18 protein-coding genes are annotated in these 21,618 nt (G+C 70.9%); 10 read left to right on the top strand and 8 right to left on the bottom strand.

Annotated elements, in window-relative coordinates; all coding sequences use genetic code 11:
- Window positions 1-55 precede the first annotated feature (55 nt).
- From ACFYZE_RS03045 to ybaK, 4 genes are all read left to right on the top strand, one after another.
- Complete coding sequence (locus tag ACFYZE_RS03045; protein ID WP_388987628.1) at window positions 56-1,636, top strand: oxidoreductase; 1,581 nt, start codon at window positions 56-58, stop codon at window positions 1,634-1,636.
- 153 nt (window positions 1,637-1,789) lie between these two features.
- Window positions 1,790-2,896, top strand: coding sequence for a hypothetical protein (locus ACFYZE_RS03040; RefSeq protein WP_388987625.1), 1,107 nt, complete (start codon window positions 1,790-1,792; stop codon window positions 2,894-2,896).
- 11 nt (window positions 2,897-2,907) lie between these two features.
- Window positions 2,908-3,648: an LON peptidase substrate-binding domain-containing protein gene (locus ACFYZE_RS03035; protein ID WP_388987622.1), complete on the top strand. Its 741-nt coding sequence runs from the start codon at window positions 2,908-2,910 to the stop codon at window positions 3,646-3,648.
- Between the two features lie 39 nt (window positions 3,649-3,687).
- Entirely contained in the window at window positions 3,688-4,242 is a 555-nt protein-coding gene (ybaK, locus tag ACFYZE_RS03030; RefSeq protein ID WP_388987619.1) for a Cys-tRNA(Pro) deacylase, read from the top strand.
- A gap of 192 nt (window positions 4,243-4,434) precedes the next feature.
- On the opposite strand, the gene ACFYZE_RS03025 is transcribed toward ybaK, so the two are convergent.
- The 4 genes from ACFYZE_RS03025 to ACFYZE_RS03010 all read right to left on the bottom strand — a co-directional run bounded on the left by ACFYZE_RS03025 (window position 4,435) and on the right by ACFYZE_RS03010 (window position 8,357).
- Window positions 4,435-5,097, bottom strand: a complete 663-nt coding sequence (locus ACFYZE_RS03025) for an AAA family ATPase (protein WP_388987616.1) — start codon at window positions 5,095-5,097, stop codon at window positions 4,435-4,437.
- A 34-nt stretch (window positions 5,098-5,131) separates the two neighbouring features.
- On the bottom strand, window positions 5,132-5,953 hold the full coding sequence (locus ACFYZE_RS03020) for an ABC transporter permease (protein ID WP_388987613.1): 822 nt from the start codon (window positions 5,951-5,953) through the stop codon (window positions 5,132-5,134).
- 82 nt (window positions 5,954-6,035) lie between these two features.
- Window positions 6,036-7,007 (bottom strand): ABC transporter ATP-binding protein, encoded by a 972-nt coding sequence (locus tag ACFYZE_RS03015; RefSeq protein WP_388987938.1) that lies wholly within the window; start codon window positions 7,005-7,007, stop codon window positions 6,036-6,038.
- Window positions 7,008-7,151: 144 nt separating this feature from the next.
- Window positions 7,152-8,357, bottom strand: coding sequence for an NYN domain-containing protein (locus tag ACFYZE_RS03010; protein ID WP_388987610.1), 1,206 nt, complete (start codon window positions 8,355-8,357; stop codon window positions 7,152-7,154).
- Between the two features lie 220 nt (window positions 8,358-8,577).
- On the opposite strand from ACFYZE_RS03010, the gene ACFYZE_RS03005 reads away from it, so the two are divergent.
- Window positions 8,578-8,757: a hypothetical protein gene (locus tag ACFYZE_RS03005; RefSeq protein WP_388987607.1), complete on the top strand. Its 180-nt coding sequence runs from the start codon at window positions 8,578-8,580 to the stop codon at window positions 8,755-8,757.
- 107 nt (window positions 8,758-8,864) lie between these two features.
- On the opposite strand, the gene dnaE is transcribed toward ACFYZE_RS03005, so the two are convergent.
- Complete coding sequence (gene dnaE, locus ACFYZE_RS03000) at window positions 8,865-12,401, bottom strand: DNA polymerase III subunit alpha (protein ID WP_388987604.1); 3,537 nt, start codon at window positions 12,399-12,401, stop codon at window positions 8,865-8,867.
- 233 nt (window positions 12,402-12,634) lie between these two features.
- Here dnaE and ACFYZE_RS02995 point away from each other — a divergent pair, with 233 nt between their 5' ends.
- The 4 genes from ACFYZE_RS02995 (at window position 12,635) to ACFYZE_RS02980 (ending at window position 17,373) form a co-directional block, all read left to right on the top strand.
- Window positions 12,635-13,960 carry a DUF2252 domain-containing protein gene (locus ACFYZE_RS02995; RefSeq protein WP_388987601.1) on the top strand — a complete coding sequence of 442 codons (1,326 nt, stop codon included), beginning with the start codon at window positions 12,635-12,637 and terminating at the stop codon, window positions 13,958-13,960.
- 68 nt (window positions 13,961-14,028) lie between these two features.
- Window positions 14,029-14,715: a hypothetical protein gene (locus ACFYZE_RS02990; RefSeq protein WP_388987598.1), complete on the top strand. Its 687-nt coding sequence runs from the start codon at window positions 14,029-14,031 to the stop codon at window positions 14,713-14,715.
- 81 nt (window positions 14,716-14,796) lie between these two features.
- Window positions 14,797-15,609, top strand: a complete 813-nt coding sequence (locus ACFYZE_RS02985) for a DsbA family protein (protein WP_388987595.1) — start codon at window positions 14,797-14,799, stop codon at window positions 15,607-15,609.
- A 102-nt stretch (window positions 15,610-15,711) separates the two neighbouring features.
- Window positions 15,712-17,373 (top strand): alkaline phosphatase D family protein, encoded by a 1,662-nt coding sequence (locus tag ACFYZE_RS02980; RefSeq protein WP_388987592.1) that lies wholly within the window; start codon window positions 15,712-15,714, stop codon window positions 17,371-17,373.
- 15 nt (window positions 17,374-17,388) lie between these two features.
- Here the strand turns inward: ACFYZE_RS02980 and ACFYZE_RS02975 are convergent, their stop codons facing one another.
- A complete protein-coding gene (locus ACFYZE_RS02975; RefSeq protein ID WP_388987590.1) occupies window positions 17,389-17,958 on the bottom strand; it encodes a dienelactone hydrolase family protein in 570 nt (189 codons plus the stop codon).
- Between the two features lie 102 nt (window positions 17,959-18,060).
- Here ACFYZE_RS02975 and ACFYZE_RS02970 point away from each other — a divergent pair, with 102 nt between their 5' ends.
- The gene (locus tag ACFYZE_RS02970; protein WP_388987587.1) at window positions 18,061-19,170 is read left to right on the top strand and encodes a mechanosensitive ion channel family protein; all 1,110 of its coding nucleotides are present in this window, start codon (window positions 18,061-18,063) and stop codon (window positions 19,168-19,170) included.
- A 12-nt stretch (window positions 19,171-19,182) separates the two neighbouring features.
- Here the strand turns inward: ACFYZE_RS02970 and ACFYZE_RS02965 are convergent, their stop codons facing one another.
- Both ACFYZE_RS02965 and ACFYZE_RS02960 read right to left on the bottom strand, forming a co-directional pair.
- Window positions 19,183-19,923 (bottom strand): SDR family NAD(P)-dependent oxidoreductase, encoded by a 741-nt coding sequence (locus ACFYZE_RS02965; protein ID WP_388987584.1) that lies wholly within the window; start codon window positions 19,921-19,923, stop codon window positions 19,183-19,185.
- A gap of 78 nt (window positions 19,924-20,001) precedes the next feature.
- Window positions 20,002-21,588 carry a Na+/H+ antiporter gene (locus tag ACFYZE_RS02960; RefSeq protein WP_388987581.1) on the bottom strand — a complete coding sequence of 529 codons (1,587 nt, stop codon included), beginning with the start codon at window positions 21,586-21,588 and terminating at the stop codon, window positions 20,002-20,004.
- Window positions 21,589-21,618: the final 30 nt, after the last annotated feature.

The following is a 21,618-nucleotide window of genomic DNA, read 5'->3' as shown; positions in this document are numbered from 1 at the left end:
GCGGGCATGAACGGTCGTACGAAACCCGCGAGTAGCTGGGGAGGAAGGAAGAGCCGTGACCGAGGGTGCCGGCATCCGTGTCGTGGACGTGCCGGACGGACTGACCGCCACGGAGGCCGGAATGTGGCAGGCGTTCCGCAACGGCAGCGAGTACGACCTGCGCGACGGGGACCCGGCCGTGGACGATCCGCACGGTGCCCGGCCCTGGGGGCCAGAGCGCAGCGTGCGGGCCCGGATCGTGGCCTGGCTGCTCCTGGACGGCCCGCCCGCGCTCGCGGGACGGGTCTCGTCGCTGAAGCTGACCGGCATCCGGATCACGGACACCCTGGATCTCGCGGGCGGCACGGTCGTGCCGTACGTCGAGCTAAACGGCTGCCGGTTCGAGAACGAGGTCCTGCTGCCGGAGGCCCGTTTCACGACCGTGCGGCTCGTGGACTGCTCGGTGCCGCGTCTGGAGGCGGCGCGCGTGCACACGGAGGGCGACCTGCATCTGGCGCGCTGCCGGTTCCAGGGCGGGGTGCGGCTCACGGACGCGCACATCGGCACCGACCTGATGCTCAACCAGGCCGTCGTCCACCGGGACCGGCGCGGCCGCTCCATCACCGCGGACGGGCTGACCGTCGGCCAGGACCTGCAGGCCGAGATGCTGGAGTCGTACGGGGAGCTGAGCCTGCGCAGCGCCAAGGTCGGCGTGTCGCTGAGCCTGCGCGGCGCCCGGCTGACCAACCCGTACACCCGGCTGGCCCTGAACGCCCCGCAGCTGACGGTCGAGCGCACCCTGTACCTGACTCCGGCGGGCGTCGGCAATCCGCTGCAGAGCAGTGGCACCACCCCGGCGCGGGGCACCCGGGTGCAGCGCTTCGAGTGCCGGGGCGGGATCCGGCTGGACGACGGGCGGTTCGGGGACGCGGTCGACCTGGACCGGGCCCACTTCGTCCTCGACGACGACCAGGAGGTGTCGCTGCGCCGGGTCCAGACGCCCGAGCTGCGCTTCCTGGGCGACCGGCCCGAGCGGGGCAAGGTGATCCTCTCGGGCGCCCGCGTCGTGAACCTGGTGGACCGGTGGACGAGCTGGCCCGGCCTCGGCGATCTCCACATGGGCGGTTTCGCCTACGAGAACCTCGTGCCGCAGGACGCCTTCCCGCTCGCCCGGCGTCTGGAGTGGGTGGCGGCGGCGACCGCCGAGTACAACCCGGAGCCGTACGAACGGCTCGCGGCCGTGCTGCGCAACTCCGGCGAGGACGAGGACGCGCGCGAGGTCCTGCTCGCCAAGCAGCGGCGCCGCCGCGAGACACTGCCGCTCGCGGCCAAGCTGTGGGGGTACGTACAGGACTGGACGGTCGCCTACGGGTACCGGCCCGGCCGCGCCGCGGTGTGGATGGCGGTGCTGTGGGCGGCGGCGTCGATCGCGTTCTCGCACGCGAGCCATCCGCCGGTCAACAAGGACGGGCATCCGGCGTGGAACCCCTCCCTGTTCGCCCTGGACCTGCTGCTGCCGGTCATCGATCTGGGCCAGGCGGGCCAGTGGCGGCTGGAAGGGGCCTGGCAGTGGCTGTCGGCGGCGGTGATCCTGCTCGGCTGGATACTGGCCACGACGGTCGCGGCCGGGGCCACAAGGCTCCTGCGACGCAGTTGATCCTGTGTGACCGAAGGGGCCTGCGCATAGAGGCCCATCAGCGACCAAACGGTTACTTTTTACTCGTTCTTGAACTTCGCCCGTACAACCAAACACGGGTTACGCATTCGTGCTGGCGCGTCCCCTACCTGCGGCTTTTCAATGGTCGGCACCATGGCAATGCTCCGCCCCTTCATCCGTGCACCACGGGTGGCTCGCGCCTCTGCCCGCCTCGCCGACGGGTTGCCCGACGACGACGAGGTGCTTCTCGACGCGCCCGACGACCGCCTGGCGCCCGCCCTGGTCGCGGCGGGCCGCGGCGAGTACGGTCCGGCGGCCGAACTGCTCGCGACCACACGTCGGGCCGCCGAGTGGGAGGACCGCGACCGGTACGTGACACGACTCGGCGCCTTCGCCCGCTCGCGGGACGAATGGCTGACGGACTGGCTCGGCGCCGCCCCACGGGATCCGGACGCCACTTTGGTCAGCGCCCAACTCGCGGTGGCCCGCTGCTGGGAGTCGCCCGCCCGCGTCGAACTCCTGCGCAAGGTCGGTCCCTCGGTCACCCCGGCGACCGAGGGCGATCCCCGCGACCCGGTGCCGTGGCGGGTGGCGCTCGACCACGCGCGCGGAGCGCACGCCGGCCACACCGAGTACGAGCGGCTGTGGGCCGAGGCCGTACGCCGCTCCCCGCACCACTACGGCTGCCATGTCGCCGCCCTGCAGTACCTGTCGGCCGCGTGCAGCGCCCAGTGGGGAAGGACTCCGCACAGGCCCGGCGACTCGCACTGGGAGTGCTTCGACTTCGCCGAGACCGCCGCGCAGGACGCCCCGCCGGACTCCCTGGTGCAGGCGCTGCCCGTGCGAGCCGCGTTCAAGTACCTGACGGAGGGCGACGGAGTGGTCGTGACCCGGGGACGGCTGGACGCGGCGGCCGACCGGGCGATCGCGCTGTCGTCGCGGTTCGCGGCCGCCGACCCGTGGCCCGCGGAGATCCGCAATCTCCTCGTCTTCGTCCTGGTCCGGCTGGAACGCTGGCAGGACGCTCTCACACAGTCGCGCATGATCGGCCCCTACGCCACGTCGTTCCCCTGGGACCGGATCTGCGACGACCCGCTGGGCCGGTTCCTTCAGGTGCGGGAGGCGGTACGACGGGCGGTGGCGTCGCCGGTTCCGCCGCACACGCCCGAGCGGCTTCTGCCGCTCATCCCTGCCCCCGGCAGGCAGCTGATCGGGCACCTGAACGACCACACCGGCCACAGGCCCCGCTGCGACCATTAGGCTTTCGGGTCGTGACCACCGTCCGGCTCCCGCTCTTCCCGCTGAACTCGGTGCTGTTCCCGGGGCTCGTGCTCCCGCTGAACATCTTCGAGGAGCGCTACCGCGCCCTGATGCGCGACCTGTTGAAGATCCCCGAGGACGAACCTCGCCGGTTCGCCGTCGTCGCCATCCGCGACGGCCACGAGGTGGCGCCGAGCGCTCCGGGCATGCCGGATCCCACGGCGCTGCCCGAGCGCGGGCCCGCCGCCGGCTTCGGGACCGACCCGGCCAAGGCGTTCCACGCGGTGGGCTGTATCGCGGACGCGGCGACGATCCGGGAGCGGGCCGACGGCTCGTTCGAGGTGCTGGCGACGGGCACGACCCGCGTCCGTGTGCTCTCGGTGGACACCTCCGGCCCGTATCTGACGGCCGAGCTGGAGGAGCTGCCGGAGGAACAGGGCGACGAGGCGGGCGCGCTGGCCGAGGGGGTGCTGCGGGCTTTCCGGCAGTACCAGAAGCGGCTGGCGGGCGCGCGGGAGAGGTCCCTGTCGGCGGGTGCCGACCTGCCGGACGAACCGGCCGTGGTGTCGTACCTGGTGGCGGCCGCGGTGATGCTGGACACGCCGACGAAGCAGCGGCTGCTGCAGGCGCCCGACACCGCCTCCCGCCTGCGCGACGAGCTGAAACTGCTTCGCTCGGAGACGGCCATCATCCGTAACCTGCCGTCGTTGCCGGCGACCGAGCTGACACGGACGCCGACGAGTATGAACTGACGCACGAACGCTCTGCGGGAACGGGACGGGAACGGCCGGATGGCGAAGAAGTCGAAGAAGCAGCAGCAGGAAAAAGAGGAGCGCGAAGCGCATTCGAACAGGGCTGGTGCTGGGCGACGGGCAGGCGGAACGCCGGCGACGGTGGCCCTGGCGGCGGCCGGAGTGGAGTTCACGGTCCACGCCTACGACCACGACCCCTCCCACCCGTCCTACGGCGAGGAGGCGGCCGAGGCGATGGGTGTCTCCCCCGACCGGGTGTTCAAGACGCTGGTGGCCGACGTGGACGGGGCGCTCGTCGTCGGGGTGGTCCCGGTGGCCGGTTCGCTGGACCTGAAGGCGCTGGCCACGGCGGTGGGCGGCAAGCGGGCGGCAATGGCGGACCCGGTGCTCGCGGAGCGTACGACGGGCTACGTACGCGGCGGCATCTCGCCTCTCGGCCAGCGCAAGAAGCTCCGCACGGTGCTGGACGAGTCGGCGTCCTCGCACACCACGATCTGCGTGTCCGCCGGCCGCCGGGGCCTGGAGGTGGAGCTGTCCCCCGAGGACCTGGCCAAGCTCACGGGAGCGACGCTGGCACCGATCGGCCGTGCCTGACCACTCGACGGACGGCCCGTCCTCGGCTAGTACGGAAACATGTCGAAGAGGACACGCAAGCGCAAATGGCGCATGAAGAAGGGCCACGCCAACCACGGCCACCGGCCGGCGTGACCACCACCCGTCACAACAGCGCCGGGCGAGCCTCTTGAGCCCGTCCGGCGCACGAGCGCTTTGCGCGCCGGGCTACGCCTACGGCGCAGCCGCCCCGTACGGATCCGGGTCCCGCGGAGCGAACAGCGCCGTCAGCCCCAGGTGCACCACCAGCGCCGCCACCGACCAGGCCAGTAGCGCCCCCTTGGCCCCGAGCTTCAGCGGGGCGGAGAACGTCACTCCCTTGCCTACGGCCTTGGCGTGCGCGATGACGTTGTGCTGGGGGCCCAGCCAGACCCCCAACCGCCACGCGAGCAGCGATCCCAGCAGTCCGCCCACACAGAGCGCCACGACCAGCGGTACCCCGCCCCGCTTGCGCACCAGGAAGACGACCAGCGCACTGAGCACACCGAAGCCGGCCGCGAGCAGTGTGAACGTCCCGTCCACCCCGATCGCCTGTTCCCCCTCGGTGTCCTTCAGGTAGACGACCCAGCTGTTGTCGACCTTGTCCCCCACCAGCGGCACATGCGGCGCCAGCCACCACCACAGCACGCCGAGCAGCGCCCCGGCGAGCGCGACGCCCACCGTGATCACGGCCGCCTCGCGCACCTCGGTCCTCATACCCGGCCCGTCCGCCCCGTGGACGGCCGTGGCACCGTGCGGTGCCGGCCCGAACCCCACAGGCTCGGACACGGGGTGCCACGCCTCGTGCGAAGAGCGCGGGGACTGTTCATGCGGAGGCGGAGTCAACGGAGCGGTCACCTTCACATCCTGCCAGGCGAGTCTGTCGGCCGCGTCACCGGACGGCCGCCCGGCGGTACGCCCAGGTCGCCATGGCCAGCGAGGCCACCCCTACGGCGGCGCACACGCCCAGGTCGCCGAGGACGAACGCCCAGTCCGGATGCCCGCCGAAGGTCCGCGCAAACGCCTCCACCCCGTACGTCGACGGCAGCAGGTCGCGCGCGACCTGGATGGCCTCCGGCATCCGGTGGGCCGGCAGCACGCCCAGCAAAAGCGCCGCCGACATGCCCAACTGCCCGAGGAGCGTGGCCAGTTCGGGCCGCGGCGCGAGCAGGCCCAGCGCGGCGCCGAGCCCGGACAGCGCGGCGCCGGCCAGCGGGATCACCGCCGCGAGAACCCACAGGTGAGCGAGCGGCAGTCCGAACAGCACGCACCCGAAGACGGCGGTCACCAGGGTCCCGGGCACGGTGAAGGACGCATACGCCGCCGCGGCGCCCAGCACCACCGCCGCGGCCGGCACCGGCAGCGTGGCGTAGTGGTCGAGCCCGCCGCTGCCGCGCAGCTGGCCGAAGTACTGGGCGAGCAGGTTCAGGCCGACGTACGCGACCACGAGCACGGACGATCCGGCGACCACGGACCACGCGTCGCTCCCGCCGCCGCTCACCACCCCGCGCATCATGATCATGATGCCGATCGACTGGAACGTCGCAACGAACAGCAACGGGATCCGTGCGACCCGCGCCCTGGACAGCTGGGCCCGGTACACGGCGGCCATCGACGGCCACAGCCGCGCCCGCGGCCCGAGGGCGGCGCCGTCCACGGCACCGTCGTCCGTCGCCCGGGCGCCGGGCAGAACCCCGGCGGGTACGACACTCACCTCGCGCTGCTCCTCTTCGTTTTCCCCAAGGTCCCCGCGGAGCTTCCCCCGGAGCTCCATACGGACACGACGGCCATCGCGCTCATGCCTTCACCAGCCCCTGACTGCTGCCGCCGAGCGTCAGGTAGACGTCCTCCAGGCTGGGCGTGGCCAGTGTGAAGTCGTCGAGTGCCGCGAAGGCGGCGCCCCCGGTGACGGTGGCGACGGCCGCACGCGCCTCCTCGGGGGCCATCCGCAGCGACCAGCGGCGCCCCGACTCCACGGCGCGGGTGCGCAGCGCGGCGACCTCGGGCACCTCCAGGGGCGCCCGCTCCCGCCACACGAGCTCGACGCGGACCTCCCCGGCGACGCGTTCCTTGAGCCCGGCCGGGGTGTCGCAGGCGATGATCCGGCCCCGGTCGAGGACGGCGACCCGGTCGAGGACGGTCTCCGCCTCGATGACGTTGTGGGTGACCAGCAGGACGGTCGTCCCTCGCTCGGCCCGCCGCCGGTCCACGGCGGCCCACACGGCGCGGCGGGCGACCGGGTCCATGCCGGTGGTCGGCTCGTCGAGCACCAGCAGCGGTCGCTCGCCCATCAGCGCGGCGGCGAAGCAGGCGAGCCGGCGCTGGCCGCCGGAGAGCTTCTTCAGCGGCCTGGAGGCGATCTGTGCGAGCCCGAGTTCGTCGAGGACGGCGTCCCGCTCCTCGCGGGCCTGCCGCAGGTCGAGCCCGCGCAGCCGTCCGGTGGTCTCGGCGGCGAGCGAGACGGTCAGCTCGTCGAGGGCGGTGGACTCCTGGCCGAGGTAGGCGAGGATGCGGGCGGCCCGCTCGGGGTGGCGCACGATGTCGTGCCCGAGGATCTCCACGCTGCCGCTGTCGGGCCGCATCAGTCCGGTCAACTGGCGCACGAGGGTGGACTTGCCGGCGCCGTTCGGTCCGAGCAGTCCGAAGATCTCCCCGCGCCGGATGTCCAGCCCTACGTCTTCGGTGGCCCGCACCGCGGGCGTCCCGGGCGCGCCGCGCCGGCCCCGTAGCGCCGGATAGGTTTTGGTCAGCCCGCGCACGGCGCACACGACGTCGTCACTGTGCCGTGGTGCCGTTGCGCTGCGCTTGCTCACAAAGGACGAGGGTAAGGGGTACCGCCCGCCGAGCGGTTCCCGGGGCCCGCCGAGACCGCGGCCGAAACGGTGTGTCGCTCGCCGGCGGGCGCTTCCGTCTCATTCGCCGGCGGGGGCCTCCGCCGGCGTGCGCTGGTCGATCTCCCGCCAGAAGCCCGCGCGGATCGCGTACCGGTCGTGTTCGTCGATCTGGTCGTCCTTGTGGGCGAGCAGGCCGAAGCGGGCCGCGTACCGCAGCAGCTCACCGTCGATGCGGTGCGGCACCCGCGGGTACATGCTCGACAGCTTCTGCAGGTGGGAGGGGTCGACAAGGCGCGAGATCCACCGACGGGCGAAGACCTGCCCCACCTCGTAGGGGTCGCCGCCGACCGTCGTGATGTCCTCCTCCCGGTCGGCCCACCGCTGCTCCGCGGTCGTCAGCTGCGCCAGCGTCGGCAGCGAGGCGGCCTCCGGCGACTCGGCCGCGACGGGCCGGTCCACCCAGCCCTTGTCGGACGACCAGCGCAGCGTCGCACCGGCGGGCTGCTGCGCGGTCTGCGGCGCCCGCAACGCCGCGAGGTCCTTGGGGGTCGGCACGCCCTTGGTGACCGGCACCCGTTCCTGGGCGCCGTTCTGGGACGCGGTCGCCGGGACGTGTTCCGGTTCGGCGGCGGGCCGCTCCGCGGCAGCGGTGAGGGCCGACTCGGGCAGCGGCGCCGACAGGATCGCGGCGATCTCCGGCCGGGGCGCGGGCGGCGGCGCGCACACCCCGCCCAGTTCCTTGGGCCGCACGGCCTGGGTGATCCACGCCCGGTCGAGCACGCGCCGCTCGTCGGCCTCGGCGACCAGGTCCTCGGACTGGTTGTAGTCGCCGTCCGCGGCCTGCACGGCCCACAGGTGCACGGCGACCCCGTGCTCCTTGGCGGCCATCATGCCCGGCAGCAGGTCCCCGTCGCCGGTGACGAGCACGACGTCCGAGCACGCGCGGTTGCGGGCCAGCTCGGTCAGCTCGGCGTGCATCGCTGCGTCGACGCCCTTCTGCGCCCACCGCCCGTCGCTGCGGGTCAGCGCACCGAGGCGTACGGTCACCCGGGGCATCACGCGCAGCCGGCGGTGCTCCGGCTGCGGTACGCGGTCGGGAGCGCCGTCGAACCAGTAGATGCGCAGCAGTGGCCTCCCGGTGTCGGCCTCGGCGCGCTCCCGCAGTCCCTGGATGAGGGCGGCGTGGTCGACGGTGATCCGGGACCTCGAGGGTTCCCCGGCGAGGAGGCTGGCGGCAGCCCCGAGCAGATACCCGGCGTCCACCAGGACGATGCAGCGGTCCACGCGATCCACCCTCTTTCCGGGAGGTTTGCTTCGGGCTTGCTTCGAGTCTGCCCGACGGCGGAGAGGTTAACGGCCGGAACTCGATCTTCGGCGTGGCGTATCCGGGGACCGGGTGGCGAAGGACTGTGTCACACAGGGTAATTGTCCGACATGCGGTTGATGTCAGGCTATGTGAATCTGGTCCCGGCCCTGGCCCCTAGTCCCCACAGGAGGCATCACCATGGCCAAGAACAAGAACCGCAAGCAGGCCGGCCCGCAGAGCCGCTCCCCGAAGGCCGAGCAGGCGCAGGAGCACTCCCAGCGGCCCTCGGCGGAGGCGCACACGTCTCCGATGGCGCAGACCCCGGGCAGCCCGGCGGATGTTACCCGTAAGAAGCAGAAGAACTTCGGCCACAACTGACGCCTGCACGAGGGCTGATGCCGAGGCCCGCGCGCGAGGGCCGACGCAGAAAAAAGGGGCGCACCCGTTCTCGGGTGCGCCCCTTGTCTCTGAGCCACTCCGGGCGATCAGCCCGCCAGGCAGGAGGGGCCGAGAAGGACCTTCAGGTCGCCGTAGAGGGCGGGGTCCGGCTTGACCCGATGGCGGTCCAGGCGCAGGACCGTCGTCTTGCGCGGCCCCTGGAGCTTGATCCGCACCTCGCTGTCGCCCTTGTGCTGGCTGAGGATCTCGCCGAGGCGGCTCACCATCGGCGGGGTGACCCGCGTGGCCGGGATGGTGAGGACCACGGGGGCGTTGGTGCCCGCGTTGGACAGGTCCGGAACCATCAGTTCCATCGCGACCAGCCGGGGCACGTCCTCCCGCTTGTCGAGGCGGCCCTTGACGAACACCACGGCGTCCTCGACGAGTTGGGTGGACACCAGTTGGTAGGTCGCCGGGAAGAACATGCACTCGATGGAGCCCGCGAGGTCCTCGACCGTGGCGATCGCCCACGCGTTGCCCTGCTTGGTCATCTTGCGCTGCAGACCGGAGATGATGCCGCCGATGGTGACGACCGCGCCGTCCGCGTGCTCGCCGCCGGTGAGCTGGGCGATGCCCGCGTCGGCCTTGTCGGACAGCACGTGCTCCAGGCCGAAGAGCGGGTGGTCGGAGACGTACAGACCGAGCATCTCCCGCTCCTGCGCGAGCAGATAGGTCTTGTCCCACTCCTCGTCGGTGAAGGTGACGTCGAGACCGAAGCCGGGCTCGCTGCTCTCCTCCTCCATGCCGCCGAAGAGGTCGAACTGTCCCTCGGCCTCCTTGCGCTTGACCGCGACCACGTTGTCGATCATCGGTTCGTACTGCGCCATCAGGCCCTTGCGGGTGTGACCGAGGGAGTCGAAGGCGCCGGCCTTGATGAGCGATTCCGTCGTCCGCTTGTTGCAGACGACCGCCTCGACCTTGTCCAGGTAGTCCGGGAAGGACGCGTACTTCCCCTTGGCCTTGCGGCAGCGGATGATCGACTCGACGACGTTCGAACCGACGTTGCGCACGGCGGAGAGGCCGAAGAGGATCACGTCGTCGCCCTGCGCGGCGAAGTTCGACTCGGACTCGTTGACGTTCGGCGGAAGCACCCGGATGCCCATGCGACGGCACTCGTTCAGGTAGACGGCCGACTTGTCCTTGTCGTCCTTCACCGAGGTGAGGAGCGCGGCCATGTACTCGGCGGGGTGGTTGGCCTTCAGATACGCGGTCCAGTACGAGACCAGGCCGTACGCGGCCGAGTGGGCCTTGTTGAACGCGTAGCCGGCGAACGGGACCAGCACGTCCCACAGCGCCTGGATCGCCTCGTCGCTGTAGCCGTTCTTGCGGGCGCCCGACTGGAAGATGACGAAGTTCTTCTCCAGCTCCTCCGGCTTCTTCTTGCCCATCACGCGGCGGAGGATGTCGGCCTCGCCGAGCGAGTAGCCGGCGATGATCTGGGCGGCCTTCTGCACCTGCTCCTGGTAGACGATCAGGCCGTAGGTGACGTCCAGGACCTCCTTGAGCGGCTCCTCCAGCTCGGGGTGGATCGGCGTGATCTCCTGCTGCCCGTTCTTGCGCAGCGCGTAGTTCGTGTGGGAGTTCATGCCCATCGGGCCCGGCCGGTACAGGGCCGACACGGCGGAGATGTCTTCGAAGTTGTCGGGCTTCATCAGCCGCAGCAGCGAGCGCATGGGGCCGCCGTCGAACTGGAAGACGCCGAGGGTGTCGCCGCGCTGGAGCAGCTCGAAGGTCTTGGGGTCGTCGAGCGGGAGGCTGAGGAGATCGATGTCGATCCCCTTGTTCGCCTTCACCATCTTGACGGCGTCGTCCATGATCGTGAGGTTGCGCAGGCCCAGGAAGTCCATCTTCAGCAGGCCGAGCGACTCACAGCTCGGGTAGTCCCACTGGGTGATGGTCACGCCGTCGGTGTGCCTCACCCAGACCGGGACGTGCTCGGTGATGGTCTCGCTGGACATGATCACGCCGGCCGCGTGCACGCCCATCTGCCGCACCAGGCCCTCCACGCCGCGCGCGGTGTCGATGACCTTCTTCACGTCGGGCTCGTTCTCGTACATCGACCGGACCTCGCCCGCCTCCGAGTAGCGGGGGTGGCTCGGGTCGGTGATGCCGGACAACGGGATGCCCTTGCCGAGGACGTCGGCGGGCATGGCCTTGGTGATGCGGTCGCCCATCGCGTACGGGTAGCCGAGGACGCGCGCGGAGTCCTTGATCGCGTTCTTGGCCTTGATGGTGCCGTAGGTGCCGATCATGGCGACCTTGTCGGCGCCGTACTTCTCCGTCACGTACCGGATCACCTCGACGCGCCGACGCTCGTCGAAGTCGATGTCGACGTCGGGCATCGAGATGCGCTCGGGGTTGAGGAACCGCTCGAAGATCAGGCCGTGCGGGATCGGGTCGAGGTCGGTGATGCCGAGGGCGTAGGCGACGATCGAGCCTGCGGCCGAGCCACGGCCGGGGCCCACCGCGATGCCGTTCTTCTTGGCCCACATGATGAAGTCGGCGACCACGAGGAAGTAGCCCGGGAACCCCATCTGGATGATGACGTCCATCTCGTACTCGGCCTGCTTCATGCGGTCCTCGGGGATGCCGCCCGGGAAGCGGCGCTCCATGCCGCGGCGGACCTCCTCCTGGAACCAGGTGACCTCGGTGTACCCCTCGGGGATGTCGAACTTGGGCATGAGGTCGCGCTTGACGAACATGCCCTCGGTGTCGACCATCTCCGCGATCAGCCGGGTGTTCTCACAGCCCTCCTGCCAGGCGTCCGAGGAGTCGATGGCGTACATCTCCTCCGTGGACTTCAGGTAGTAGCCCGTGCCGTCGAACTTGAAGCGGTCCGGGTCGGAGAGGTTCTTGCCGGTCTGGATGCACAGCAGGGCGTCGTGGGCGGACGCCTCGTGCGCGTACGTGTAGTGCGAGTCGTTGGTGACCAGCGGCGGGATGCCGAGCTTCCGGCCGATGTCGAGCAGGCCGTCACGGACCCGGCGCTCGATCTCGATGCCGTGGTCCATCAGCTCCAGGAAGTACTTGTCCTTCCCGAAGATGTCCTGGTACTCGGCGGCCGCCTTCAGGGCCTCGTCGAAGTGGCCGAGGCGCAGTCGGGTCTGCACCTCGCCGGAGGGGCATCCGGTGGAGGCGACGATCCCCTCGGACCACTGGGCGATGGTCTCCTTGTCCATGCGGGGCCACTTCTGCAGCCAGCCCTCGGCGTAGGCGTCGGAGGAGAGCCGGAAGAGGTTGTGCAGACCGGTGCTGTTCACCGCCCACATCGTCTTGTGGGTGTAACCGCCCGAACCCGAGACGTCGTCCCTCTTCTGGTGCGGCTGGCCCCACTGGATCTTGCGCTTGTTGCGCCGGGACTCCGGGGCGACATACGCCTCGATCCCGATGATCGGGGTGATCCCGGCCTTCTTCGCGGAGTGGAAGAAGTCGTACGCCCCGTGCAGGTTGCCGTGGTCGGACATGGCGATGTGGGTCATGCCCATCTCGTTGCACGCGTTGAACATGTCCTTCAGCCGCGCGGCACCGTCCAGCAGCGAGTACTGGGTGTGGACGTGCAGGTGCGTGAACGGCGGCTTTGACACGGTTGTGGCCTCCAAGGAGAACTTACGTCGACAGCAGCCCCGCGGCTTCGGACAGTCTGGGGGACAGCGTCGAAGTCTATGCCTCGGCACTGACACCCGGAGGCGTCCGGCGCGTACCTTCATGCGGAGAAAACGTGGGCACTCCCCCACACCGCCGGACGTTGGCGTGAGGGAACACCTGCGAAGATCACCCCCAGACGTCACGCACCACCCGTATCAGGAGGCACCCAGCGATGTCGGTTCCGCAGCTCAGCGCCGAGCAACGCGGTGAGGAGATCCTCGCCGTATTCGACACCGCCTTCGGCGAGCTGCTCGCCGCCGACCCGGCCGCGTTCCGCGTGAAGTTCCGCAAGATGGCGGCCTCCGCGTTCGCGTTCTACCGGGGCACGGCGTGCCTCTTCTACCACGACCTGGACGCGGACAGGCGCGGCGGCCCGTACCTGGACGACCGCACCTCGCGGGTGTGGATCCACGGCGACCTGCACGCCGAGAACTTCGGCACCTACATGGACTCCACGGGCCGCCTGATCTTCAACGTGAACGACTTCGACGAGGCGTACGTCGGCCCCTTCACCTGGGACCTGAAGCGCTTCGCCGCCTCCATGGCGCTGATCGGGTACGCGAAGGCGCTCAGCGACGACCAGATCACCGAGCTGGTCCGCATCTACGCCGCGGCCTACCGTGAGCGCGTCCACGCCCTGTCCACCGGCGCCAAGAGCGACGAGGTGCCGCCCTTCACCCTGGACACCGCCCAGGGCCCGCTGCTGGACGCGCTGCGCGACGCCCGCTCGCTCACCCGCTTCGGGCTGCTGGACTCGATGACCGAGATCCGCGACTTCGAGCGCCGCTTCGCGCCGGGCGGCGGCTCCATCGAGCTGGACGCCGCCACCCGCTACAAGGTGCTCGCGGCCTTCGACGGCTACCTGGAGACGCTGCCGGAGACGTCCCTGGCCCGCCCGGACTCCTACCGGGTCAAGGACGTCGTCGGGCGGCGCGGCATCGGCATCGGGTCGGCCGGCCTGCCCTCGTACAACATCCTCCTCGAGGGCCACAGCGACGCCCTGGAGAACGACGTCGTGATCTACATCAAGCAGGCCCAGACCCCGGCCGTCTCCCGGCACATCACGGACCCCGTGATCCGCGAGTACTTCCAGCACGAGGGCCACCGCACGGTGATCTCCCAGCGCGCGCTTCAGGCGCACGCCGACCCGTGGCTGGGCTGGACCGAGCTGGACGGCGCGGGCCAGCTGGTCGCCGAGGTGTCGCCGTACGCGGTCGACCTGGACTGGGGCGACATCGACGACCCGGAGGAGATCGCCTCGGTCGTCGCCGACCTGGGCCGCGCCACGGCCGCCATGCACGCGGCGGCGGACGACCAGTCCGGCGAGTCCCTGGTGCCCTTCTCCACCGAGCGGGCCATCGACGCGGCGATCGCCGCCGACGAGGACGGCTTCGGGGAACTGCTGGTGGACTTCGCCCACACCTACGGGGCACGCGCGCGTGCGGACCACCAGATCTTCGTGGACCTGTTCCGCAACGGCCGGATTCCAGGTCTGTGACGGAAGGGCCGGATACGGGAGTCCTTTAGTGTTCCCTTACGGGAGCACGTGACACACTCTCCTCTGCTATGGACATATCCGGGACCCACCTCAGAGCCGTACGCGCGGCGCTGTTCACGGCACTGGTCGTGACACTCAGCACCGCGTCGCACGTGCTGCTGTCCGAGGTCCCCCTGCCGATGGGGACGGTGGCCGCCATAGCCGCCGCCGTCTTCGTCGTCGCGTACGCGCTGGCGGGCCGTGAGCGCCGCTTCGGGAAGATCGCCGCCCTGCTGGTCCCGCTGGAGCTGACCGCGGACACGGTGTTCACCACCGGTCAGCACGCCTGCTACGGCAGGGCGGGCGGCCCGGTCACCGGCCCGCTGCGCTCGGTGGGCCTGGACCTGCTGTGCAGCGGCGGCAGCGTGGGCACCCCCCTCAGCCGGGTCACCGGCACCGGCAGCGACCGGATCGCGGCGCTCCTGGCGCACGCCGACCCGGAGACCGCCTGGCTGCTGCTCGCCGCCCATGTGAGCGTGGGGCTGCTGGCCGCCGCCTGGCTGCGCCGCGGCGAGCGGGCGCTGGCCCAGCTGCTCGGCGCGGTGGCCGCGACCACGTTCCGGCCGCTGCTGCTCGCGGTCGCCGCGGTGACGGTACGGCTCGCTCCGGCCCGCCGGGTGCCGCGCCCGGCGCCCCGGATCACCGCCCTGCGCACCCGCCTCTTCGTGCACTCCCTGGGACGGCGTGGACCGCCGTGCTCGGTCGCCCTGGTCTGAGCGACACCCCGAGCACTCCAGTCCCCACTCTCACCCCGCGTACCCCGCGCACGACGATGCGCGTCCCCGAGGAGATCACCCATGAGCAAGCGGAACAGCCAGGCGGCGAAGACGGCGGCCCGTGAGCGGCTGCGCATCGAGCGCGAGCGGCAGGCAAAGCGCGACAAGGTCAAGCGGCAGCTGATCGTCGCCGGTTCGGTCGTCGCCGTGCTGGCCGTCGCCGGCGGCGTCGGCTACGCCGTCGTGCAGAACAACAAGCCCAGCCACTGGGAGGCCGCGAAGAGCGAGAAGCTCGTCGCGCCGGCCAACACCTCCGGCACGAACGGCACCACCGTCGTGATCGGCAAGAGCAACGCCAAGAAGACCCTGGTCATGTACGAGGACCCGCGCTGCCCGATCTGCGCGCAGTTCGAGCAGATGGTCGGCTCGACCGTCAAGCAGGACCTCGACGAGGGCAAGTTCAAGATCCAGTACGTCGGTGCCTCGTTCATCGACACCAACACCCAGGGCGAGGGCTCCAAGAACGCCCTGAGCGCCATGGGCGCCGCGCTGAACGTCAGCCCCGAGGCGTTCCTCGAGTACAAGACCGCGCTGTACTCGGCGAAGTGGCACCCGGAGGAGACCGAGGACAAGTTCAAGGACGACAGCTACCTGATCAAGGTCGCGAACACCGTCCCCGCTCTGAAGGACAACGCGGCGTTCCAGAAGGCCGTGAAGGACGGCACCTACGACAAGTGGGCGCTGGACATGTCCGACGTCTTCAACAAGAGCGGGGTGCAGGGCACGCCGACCCTGAAGATGGACGGCAAGACGCTCACCGGGTCCGACGGCAAGAACGCGCCGATGACGGTGGCCGAGTTCAACACGGCGATCGACAACGCGCTCAAGTCCTGACCGGTCCCCCGGGCGGGCCTGAGCGGTCAGGCGGACAAAGGGCGGGCGAACTTTACGTGTTCGCCCGCCCTTTGCGCGTACCGGTCAGTAGTCTGCTCGGCCGTGACCAGTCGACACAGATCATTCGAGAGCGCCAACTCCCTTTCCCCCCGCCGCCGTACGGTCGTCAAGGCCGCGGCGGCGACGGCCGTTCTGGGCGCCCCGCTCGCCGCCGCCCTTCCCGCCCGGGCCGCCGCCGACACACCGGCCTTCCTGCACGGCGTGGCCTCCGGTGACCCACTGCCCGACGGCGTCCTGCTGTGGACCCGGGTGACACCCACCGCGGAGGGGACGCCCGGATCCGGGCTCGGGCCCGACACCGAGGTGAGCTGGGTGCTCGCCAAGGACAAGGCGTTCACGGCGATCGTCGCCAAGGGATCCGTCACCGCGACCGCCGCCTCGGACCACACCGTCAAGGCCGACGTCCGGGGGCTGGAGCCGGCCACCGACTACTGGTTCCGCTTCTCCGCGGGCGCCACCGACTCCCCCGTCGCCCGCACCCGCACGGCGCCCGCCGCCGACGCCGCCGTGTCAGGCTTGCGCTTCGGTGTGGTCTCCTGCGCCAACTGGGAGGCCGGCTACTTCGCGGCCTACCGGCATCTCGCCGCCCGGAGCGACCTGGACGCGTGGCTGCACCTGGGCGACTACGTCTACGAGTACAAGACCGGCGAGTACGCGGCCCGCGGCACGGTCGTGCGCCCGCACGCCCCGGCGAACGAGATCCTCACGCTCGCCGACTACCGGATCCGGCACGCGAAGTACAAGACGGATCCCGACCTGCAGGCCCTGCACGCCAAGGCACCGGTCATCGCCATCTGGGACGACCACGAGTTCGCCGACAACGCCTGGTCGGGCGGCGCCGTCAACCACACCGAGGGCGCCGAGGGCACCTGGACGGCGCGGAAGGCCGCGGCGAAGCAGGCGTACTTCGAGTGGATGCCGGTCCGCCCTGCCGTCGAGGGCACGACCTACCGCCGGCTGCGCTTCGGCAAGCTGGCCGACCTCTCCCTGCTGGACCTGCGCTCCTTCCGCTCGCAGCAGGCGTCCACGGGCAGCGGTTCCGTCGACGACCCGGACCGCACGATCACGGGCCGCGCCCAACTCGACTGGCTCAAGGCGGGCTTGAAGGCGTCCGACACCACCTGGCGGCTGGTCGGCAACTCGGTGATGATCGCGCCGTTCGTCATCGGCTCGCTCTCCGCGGACCTGCTCAAGCCGCTGGCCAAGCTGCTGGGGCTGCCGCAGGAGGGCCTCGCCGTCAACACCGACCAGTGGGACGGCTACACCGACGACCGTCGTGAACTGCTCGCGCATCTGCGGGCCAACGCCATCCGGAACACCGTGTTCCTGACCGGCGACATCCACATGGCGTGGGCCAACGACGTCCCCGTCGACGCGGGCACCTACCCGCTGTCCGCCTCCGCCGCCACCGAGTTCGTGGTCACCTCGGTCACCTCCGACAACCTCGACGACATCGTCAAGGTCCCCGAGGGCACCGTCTCGGCGGTGGCCGCACCGGTCATCCGTGCGGCCAACCGGCACGTCCACTGGGTGGACACCGACCGCCACGGCTACGGCGTGCTGGACATCACCGCCGAGCGCGCGCAGATGGACTACTACGTCCTGTCGGACCGTACGAACGCGAGCGCCACCTCGTCCTGGGAGCGGTCGTACCGCACGCGCAGCGGCACACAGAAGGTCGAGCGGACGTACGACCCGGTGTAGGCCGCCGCGCACCCGCTACAGGCTGTCGAGGAAGCCGAGCGCCACCCGCCAGGTGGCCTCGGCCGCCTCCTCGTCGTAGTCCGGCAGGTCCGGGTCCGTGTACAGGTGCCCCGCGCCCGCGTACCGGTAGATCTCCACGTCCGCGCCCGCTCTGCCCATCTGCAAGTACCAGGCGCTGAGCCAGTCGTCCGTCTCGAACGGGTCCGGCTCCGCGACGTGCAGCTGGACCGGAAGGGCGTCCACCGAGGCGCTCGGCGCGATGTCCGAGGTGCCGTGCAGCAGCAGGAGTCCGCGCGCCTTGTGGTCGCCGAGCGCCAGGGTCTGGGCGATGGACGCGCCGAGCGAGAACCCCGAGTACACGAGCTCTCGCTCCGAGTAGGGCGCGGCGGCCAGGACGGCCCGCTTGAGCAGCTCTTCCTTCCCGATCTCGTCCTTGAAGGCCATGCCCTCCTCGACCGTCTCGAAGGTACGGCCGTCGAACAGGTCGGGGGTCCACACCTCGTGCCCGGCGGCGCGGAGCCGGTCGGCTGCGGCCCGCACGGCCGGCCGCAGCCCGTACGTCGAGTGGAAGAGCATGATGTTCATGAGCCCATGGTGCCAGCCGGGACGGACAACGCCGTGCGCTGCGCGGCAGCGGGTGTTCTTGGCCACAGGTTCACGTCGGGTCCCACTGGTTACGTTCCAAGGATGGAGAACGTACTGCGCCCGGTGATCGTCGTCGGCGGCACGGTCGGACTCACCCTGCTCATCGGGTGGGGCACGGACGTCCTGCTGCGCAAGGCGAACGCCGGACACCCCGAGACGCCCCTGTGGGGTCTGCTGCGCCGCGGCCGCATCCCCTACCAGCTGGTGCTGTGCGCGGCCCTGCTGAGAGGCTCCTACGACCAGGCGAAAGTGCTCCAGGCGCATCAGGTCGGCATCGGCCGGACGCTCACCCTGGTGCTGATCGGTTCCGCGGCCTGGCTGGTGATCCGTATCGCGGGGGCCGTGGTCGAGACGACGTACAGCCGCTACGCCCGCGCCCACCACGACCCGGCCCGGGTCCGGCGCGTGCGCACCCAGGTCACGCTGATCATGCGGGTGGTGTATGCGACCGTCGGGGTGGTGGCGGCCAGCGCGATGCTGCTGACGTTCCCGGCGATGCGCACGGCCGGCGCCTCGCTGCTGGCCTCGGCCGGCATCCTCGGCATCGTCGCCGGTGTCGCCGCGCAGTCCACGCTGTCCAACCTCTTCGCCGGGCTGCAGATCGCGTTCGGCGACATGGTGCGGCTCGGCGACACGGTGGTCGTGGACGGCGAGTGGGGCACGGTCGAGGAGATCACCCTGACGTTCCTGACCGTGCGCACCTGGGACGAGCGGCGGATCACCATGCCGGTGTCGTACTTCACCTCCAAGCCCTTCGAGAACTGGTCGCGCGGCAGCGCCCAGATGACCGGCATCGTCTACTTCCACGTCGACCACACCGCGCCCGTGGACGCGATGCGCGACAAGCTGCGCGACATCCTGCGCCACTGCCCGGCGTGGGACGGCCGCGCCTACGGCCTCCAGGTCACCGACTCGACGCCCAACACCATGCAGGTGCGGGCGCTGGTGACCGCGAAGGACGCGGACGACATATGGACGGCCCGGGTCACGGTGCGCGAGGAGCTCATCCGCTGGCTGGCCGAGGAGCATCCCTACGCGCTGCCGCGGGTCAACACGGCGGGCGCGGTGCCTCCGCCCGGCTGGGACGGTCGCTCCTCGCACGACGGACAGTTCCACAAGGCGTACGACCAGCAGCGGGTGGGCCGGGGCTGATCCCCTCCCGGGTCAGCGGCCGCGTTCCGCACCGCCGTTGACCTGGATCACCTGCGCGGTGATGTGACGGGCGCCGGGGGACGCCAGCCAGTGCAGGGTGGCGGCCACGTCGCCGGGCGTGGCGGCACGGCCGATGGAGGTCTCCGCGATGAGCCGCTCGCGCCGAGCCGGGTCCATCGCTTCGCCGAAGAACTCGGTGTCCTCGACATAGCCGGGCGCGACCACGTTCACCGTGATGCCGCGCGGCCCGAGCTCCCGGGCCAGATCGAAGGCGTACGGGTGCAGGGCGGCCTTGGCGGCGGCGTAGGCACCGCTGCCGGAGCCGCGGTAGGCGGCGATGGAGCTGAGGAACAGCACCCGGCCGCCGGGGGAGGCGAGCCGGTCCCGCAGTGCCTCGGTGAGCAGGGCCGCGGTCAGCACGTTCAGCCGGAAGTTGACGGTCCAGGTGTGCGCGACGGTTTCGAGCGGATCTTCGATGTCGGCCTTGGGTTCCAGGAGGCCGCTGCCGCCCGCGCTGTTGACGAGGACGTCCACGGTGCCCAGCTCGTCGGCCACGAACCGGGCCGCCCCGCGCACGGCGTGCGGGTCGCTCAGGTCGGCCGCGTAGGTGAGCGCCCCGGGCACGTCGGCCTTCTCCAGCACCTCTGCCCGGCGTCCGAGCAGCAGCACCCGGTCCCCGTCCGCCGCGAAGGCCCGCGCCGCCGCAAGGCCGATCCCCGTGCCACCGCCACTGATCACCACGTTGCGCGTCATGATCCGATCGTACAAAAGCGGCTTCCGGTGAGGCGATTGCGCTTCCGGGCGGGTCGCGGGGCGGCCCGGCGGCGGATGTCAGCGCAGACTGCGGACGTCCAGGTGACGCAGCACCCGGTCGACGATCTCCGGGTCGGCACCCGGTTCGCTGCGTGCCGCCAGCACCTCGTGGCGTGCCGCGCTCAGCATCTCCCCGTGGATCCTGCGCACCCGCTTGACGCGCCGGGCCCGCTGCTCGTGCGCCTCGCGCCGCTCCTCGTCCCCGAGGTCGGGGCTGATGCGGGCGCCGATGTCGAAGGCCCGCCGCAACAGTTGCTCGGACAGTTCGTCCGGCAGCTCCTCGACCTGCTCGATCTCCTTCAGCCTGCGCTTCGCCGCCTTGGCCGCCCGGACCGCCAGCGCGTGCTCGAACTCCTTTTCGCGCTCCGTGTCGGCCCGCACGTTCAGCCTCCGCACCAGCCACGGCAGCGTGAGCCCCTGGAGCACGAGCGTGGCGATGATCACCCCGAAGGCGATGAAGACGATCTCGTCGCGGCCGGGGAAGGGCGATCCGTCGTCCATGGTCAGCGGAATGGCCAGGGCCAGCGCCACCGACGCCACGCCCCGCATCCCCGACCACCACATGACGACGGTCTCCCGCCAGGACACCGGGATCTCCTCGTCGTAGTCCCGCTTGGCGTGCAGCCGCTTGGTCAGCCAGGTGGCGGGCAGCAGCCAAGCGAGGCGGACGAACACCACGACGGCCACGATCGCGGCGGCCCAGCCGAGCATCTCTCCCCACCGCCCGGACGCGGTCCGGATCGCGTGGTGCAGTTCCAGCCCGATGAGCCCGAAGGCGATCCCGGTGACCAGGGTGTCCACCACGTCCCAGAACGTGTGCCCGGCGAGCCTCATCATCACGTCGTCCGGATCGGCGGCGTACTCGGCCAGGAACAGCGCGGTGATCAGCACGGACAGCACGCCGGAGCCGTGCAGCTCCTCGGCCAGCACGTACGAGGCGTACGGCACGAGGAGGGTCAGGCCGATCTGCAGGGTGGCGTCGCCGAGCAGGTCGAGCAGCTTGTTGGCGGCCCAGCCGAGGGCGAGCCCGACGGCGAGGGCGACGACCGCGGAGAGCGCCAGTTCGAGCAGGGCGTGCGGCAGCGAGAACGTTCCGCTGACGGCGGCGGCGATCGCGACGTGGTACAGCACGATCGCCGTGACGTCGTTGAACAGGCCCTCGCCCTCCAGGATCGACACCAGACGGCGGGGCAGCCCGAGTTGTCCCGCCACGGCGGTCGCCGCGACCGGGTCGGGCGGCGCGACCAGGGCGCCGAGCGCCACCGCCGCGGCGACCGGCAGCCCCGGCACGACCTCGTGGGCGACCGCGGCAACGCACACGGTGGTGACGAACACCAGCGCGACGGCCAGCAGGAAGATGGGCCGCTTGTTGGCGGTGAACTGCCGCCACGAGGTCCGGCGCACCGCCGCGTACAGCAGCGGCGGCAGCAGCGCGGGCAGGATCAGCCCGGGCGGGATGTTGACGTTGGGCACGAAGTCGAGCAGGGCGAGCACGATCCCGAGCAGGGTCATCAGCACCGGCGCCGGCAGCCGGAGCCGGTCCCCGACCGGGACGCTCACCACGGCCCCGAGCAACAGCAGCAGGAACAGGGCCAGTTGGTCCACGGTGAGCGCTCCGGGAAGTTCGACGTCACA

The organism is Streptomyces sp. NPDC001796 (assembly GCF_042892355.1).
GTDB lineage: Bacteria > Actinomycetota > Actinomycetes > Streptomycetales > Streptomycetaceae > Streptomyces.
The sequence above is the reverse complement of the archived record's forward strand: the minus strand, read 5'-3'. Positions and strand labels throughout refer to the sequence as shown.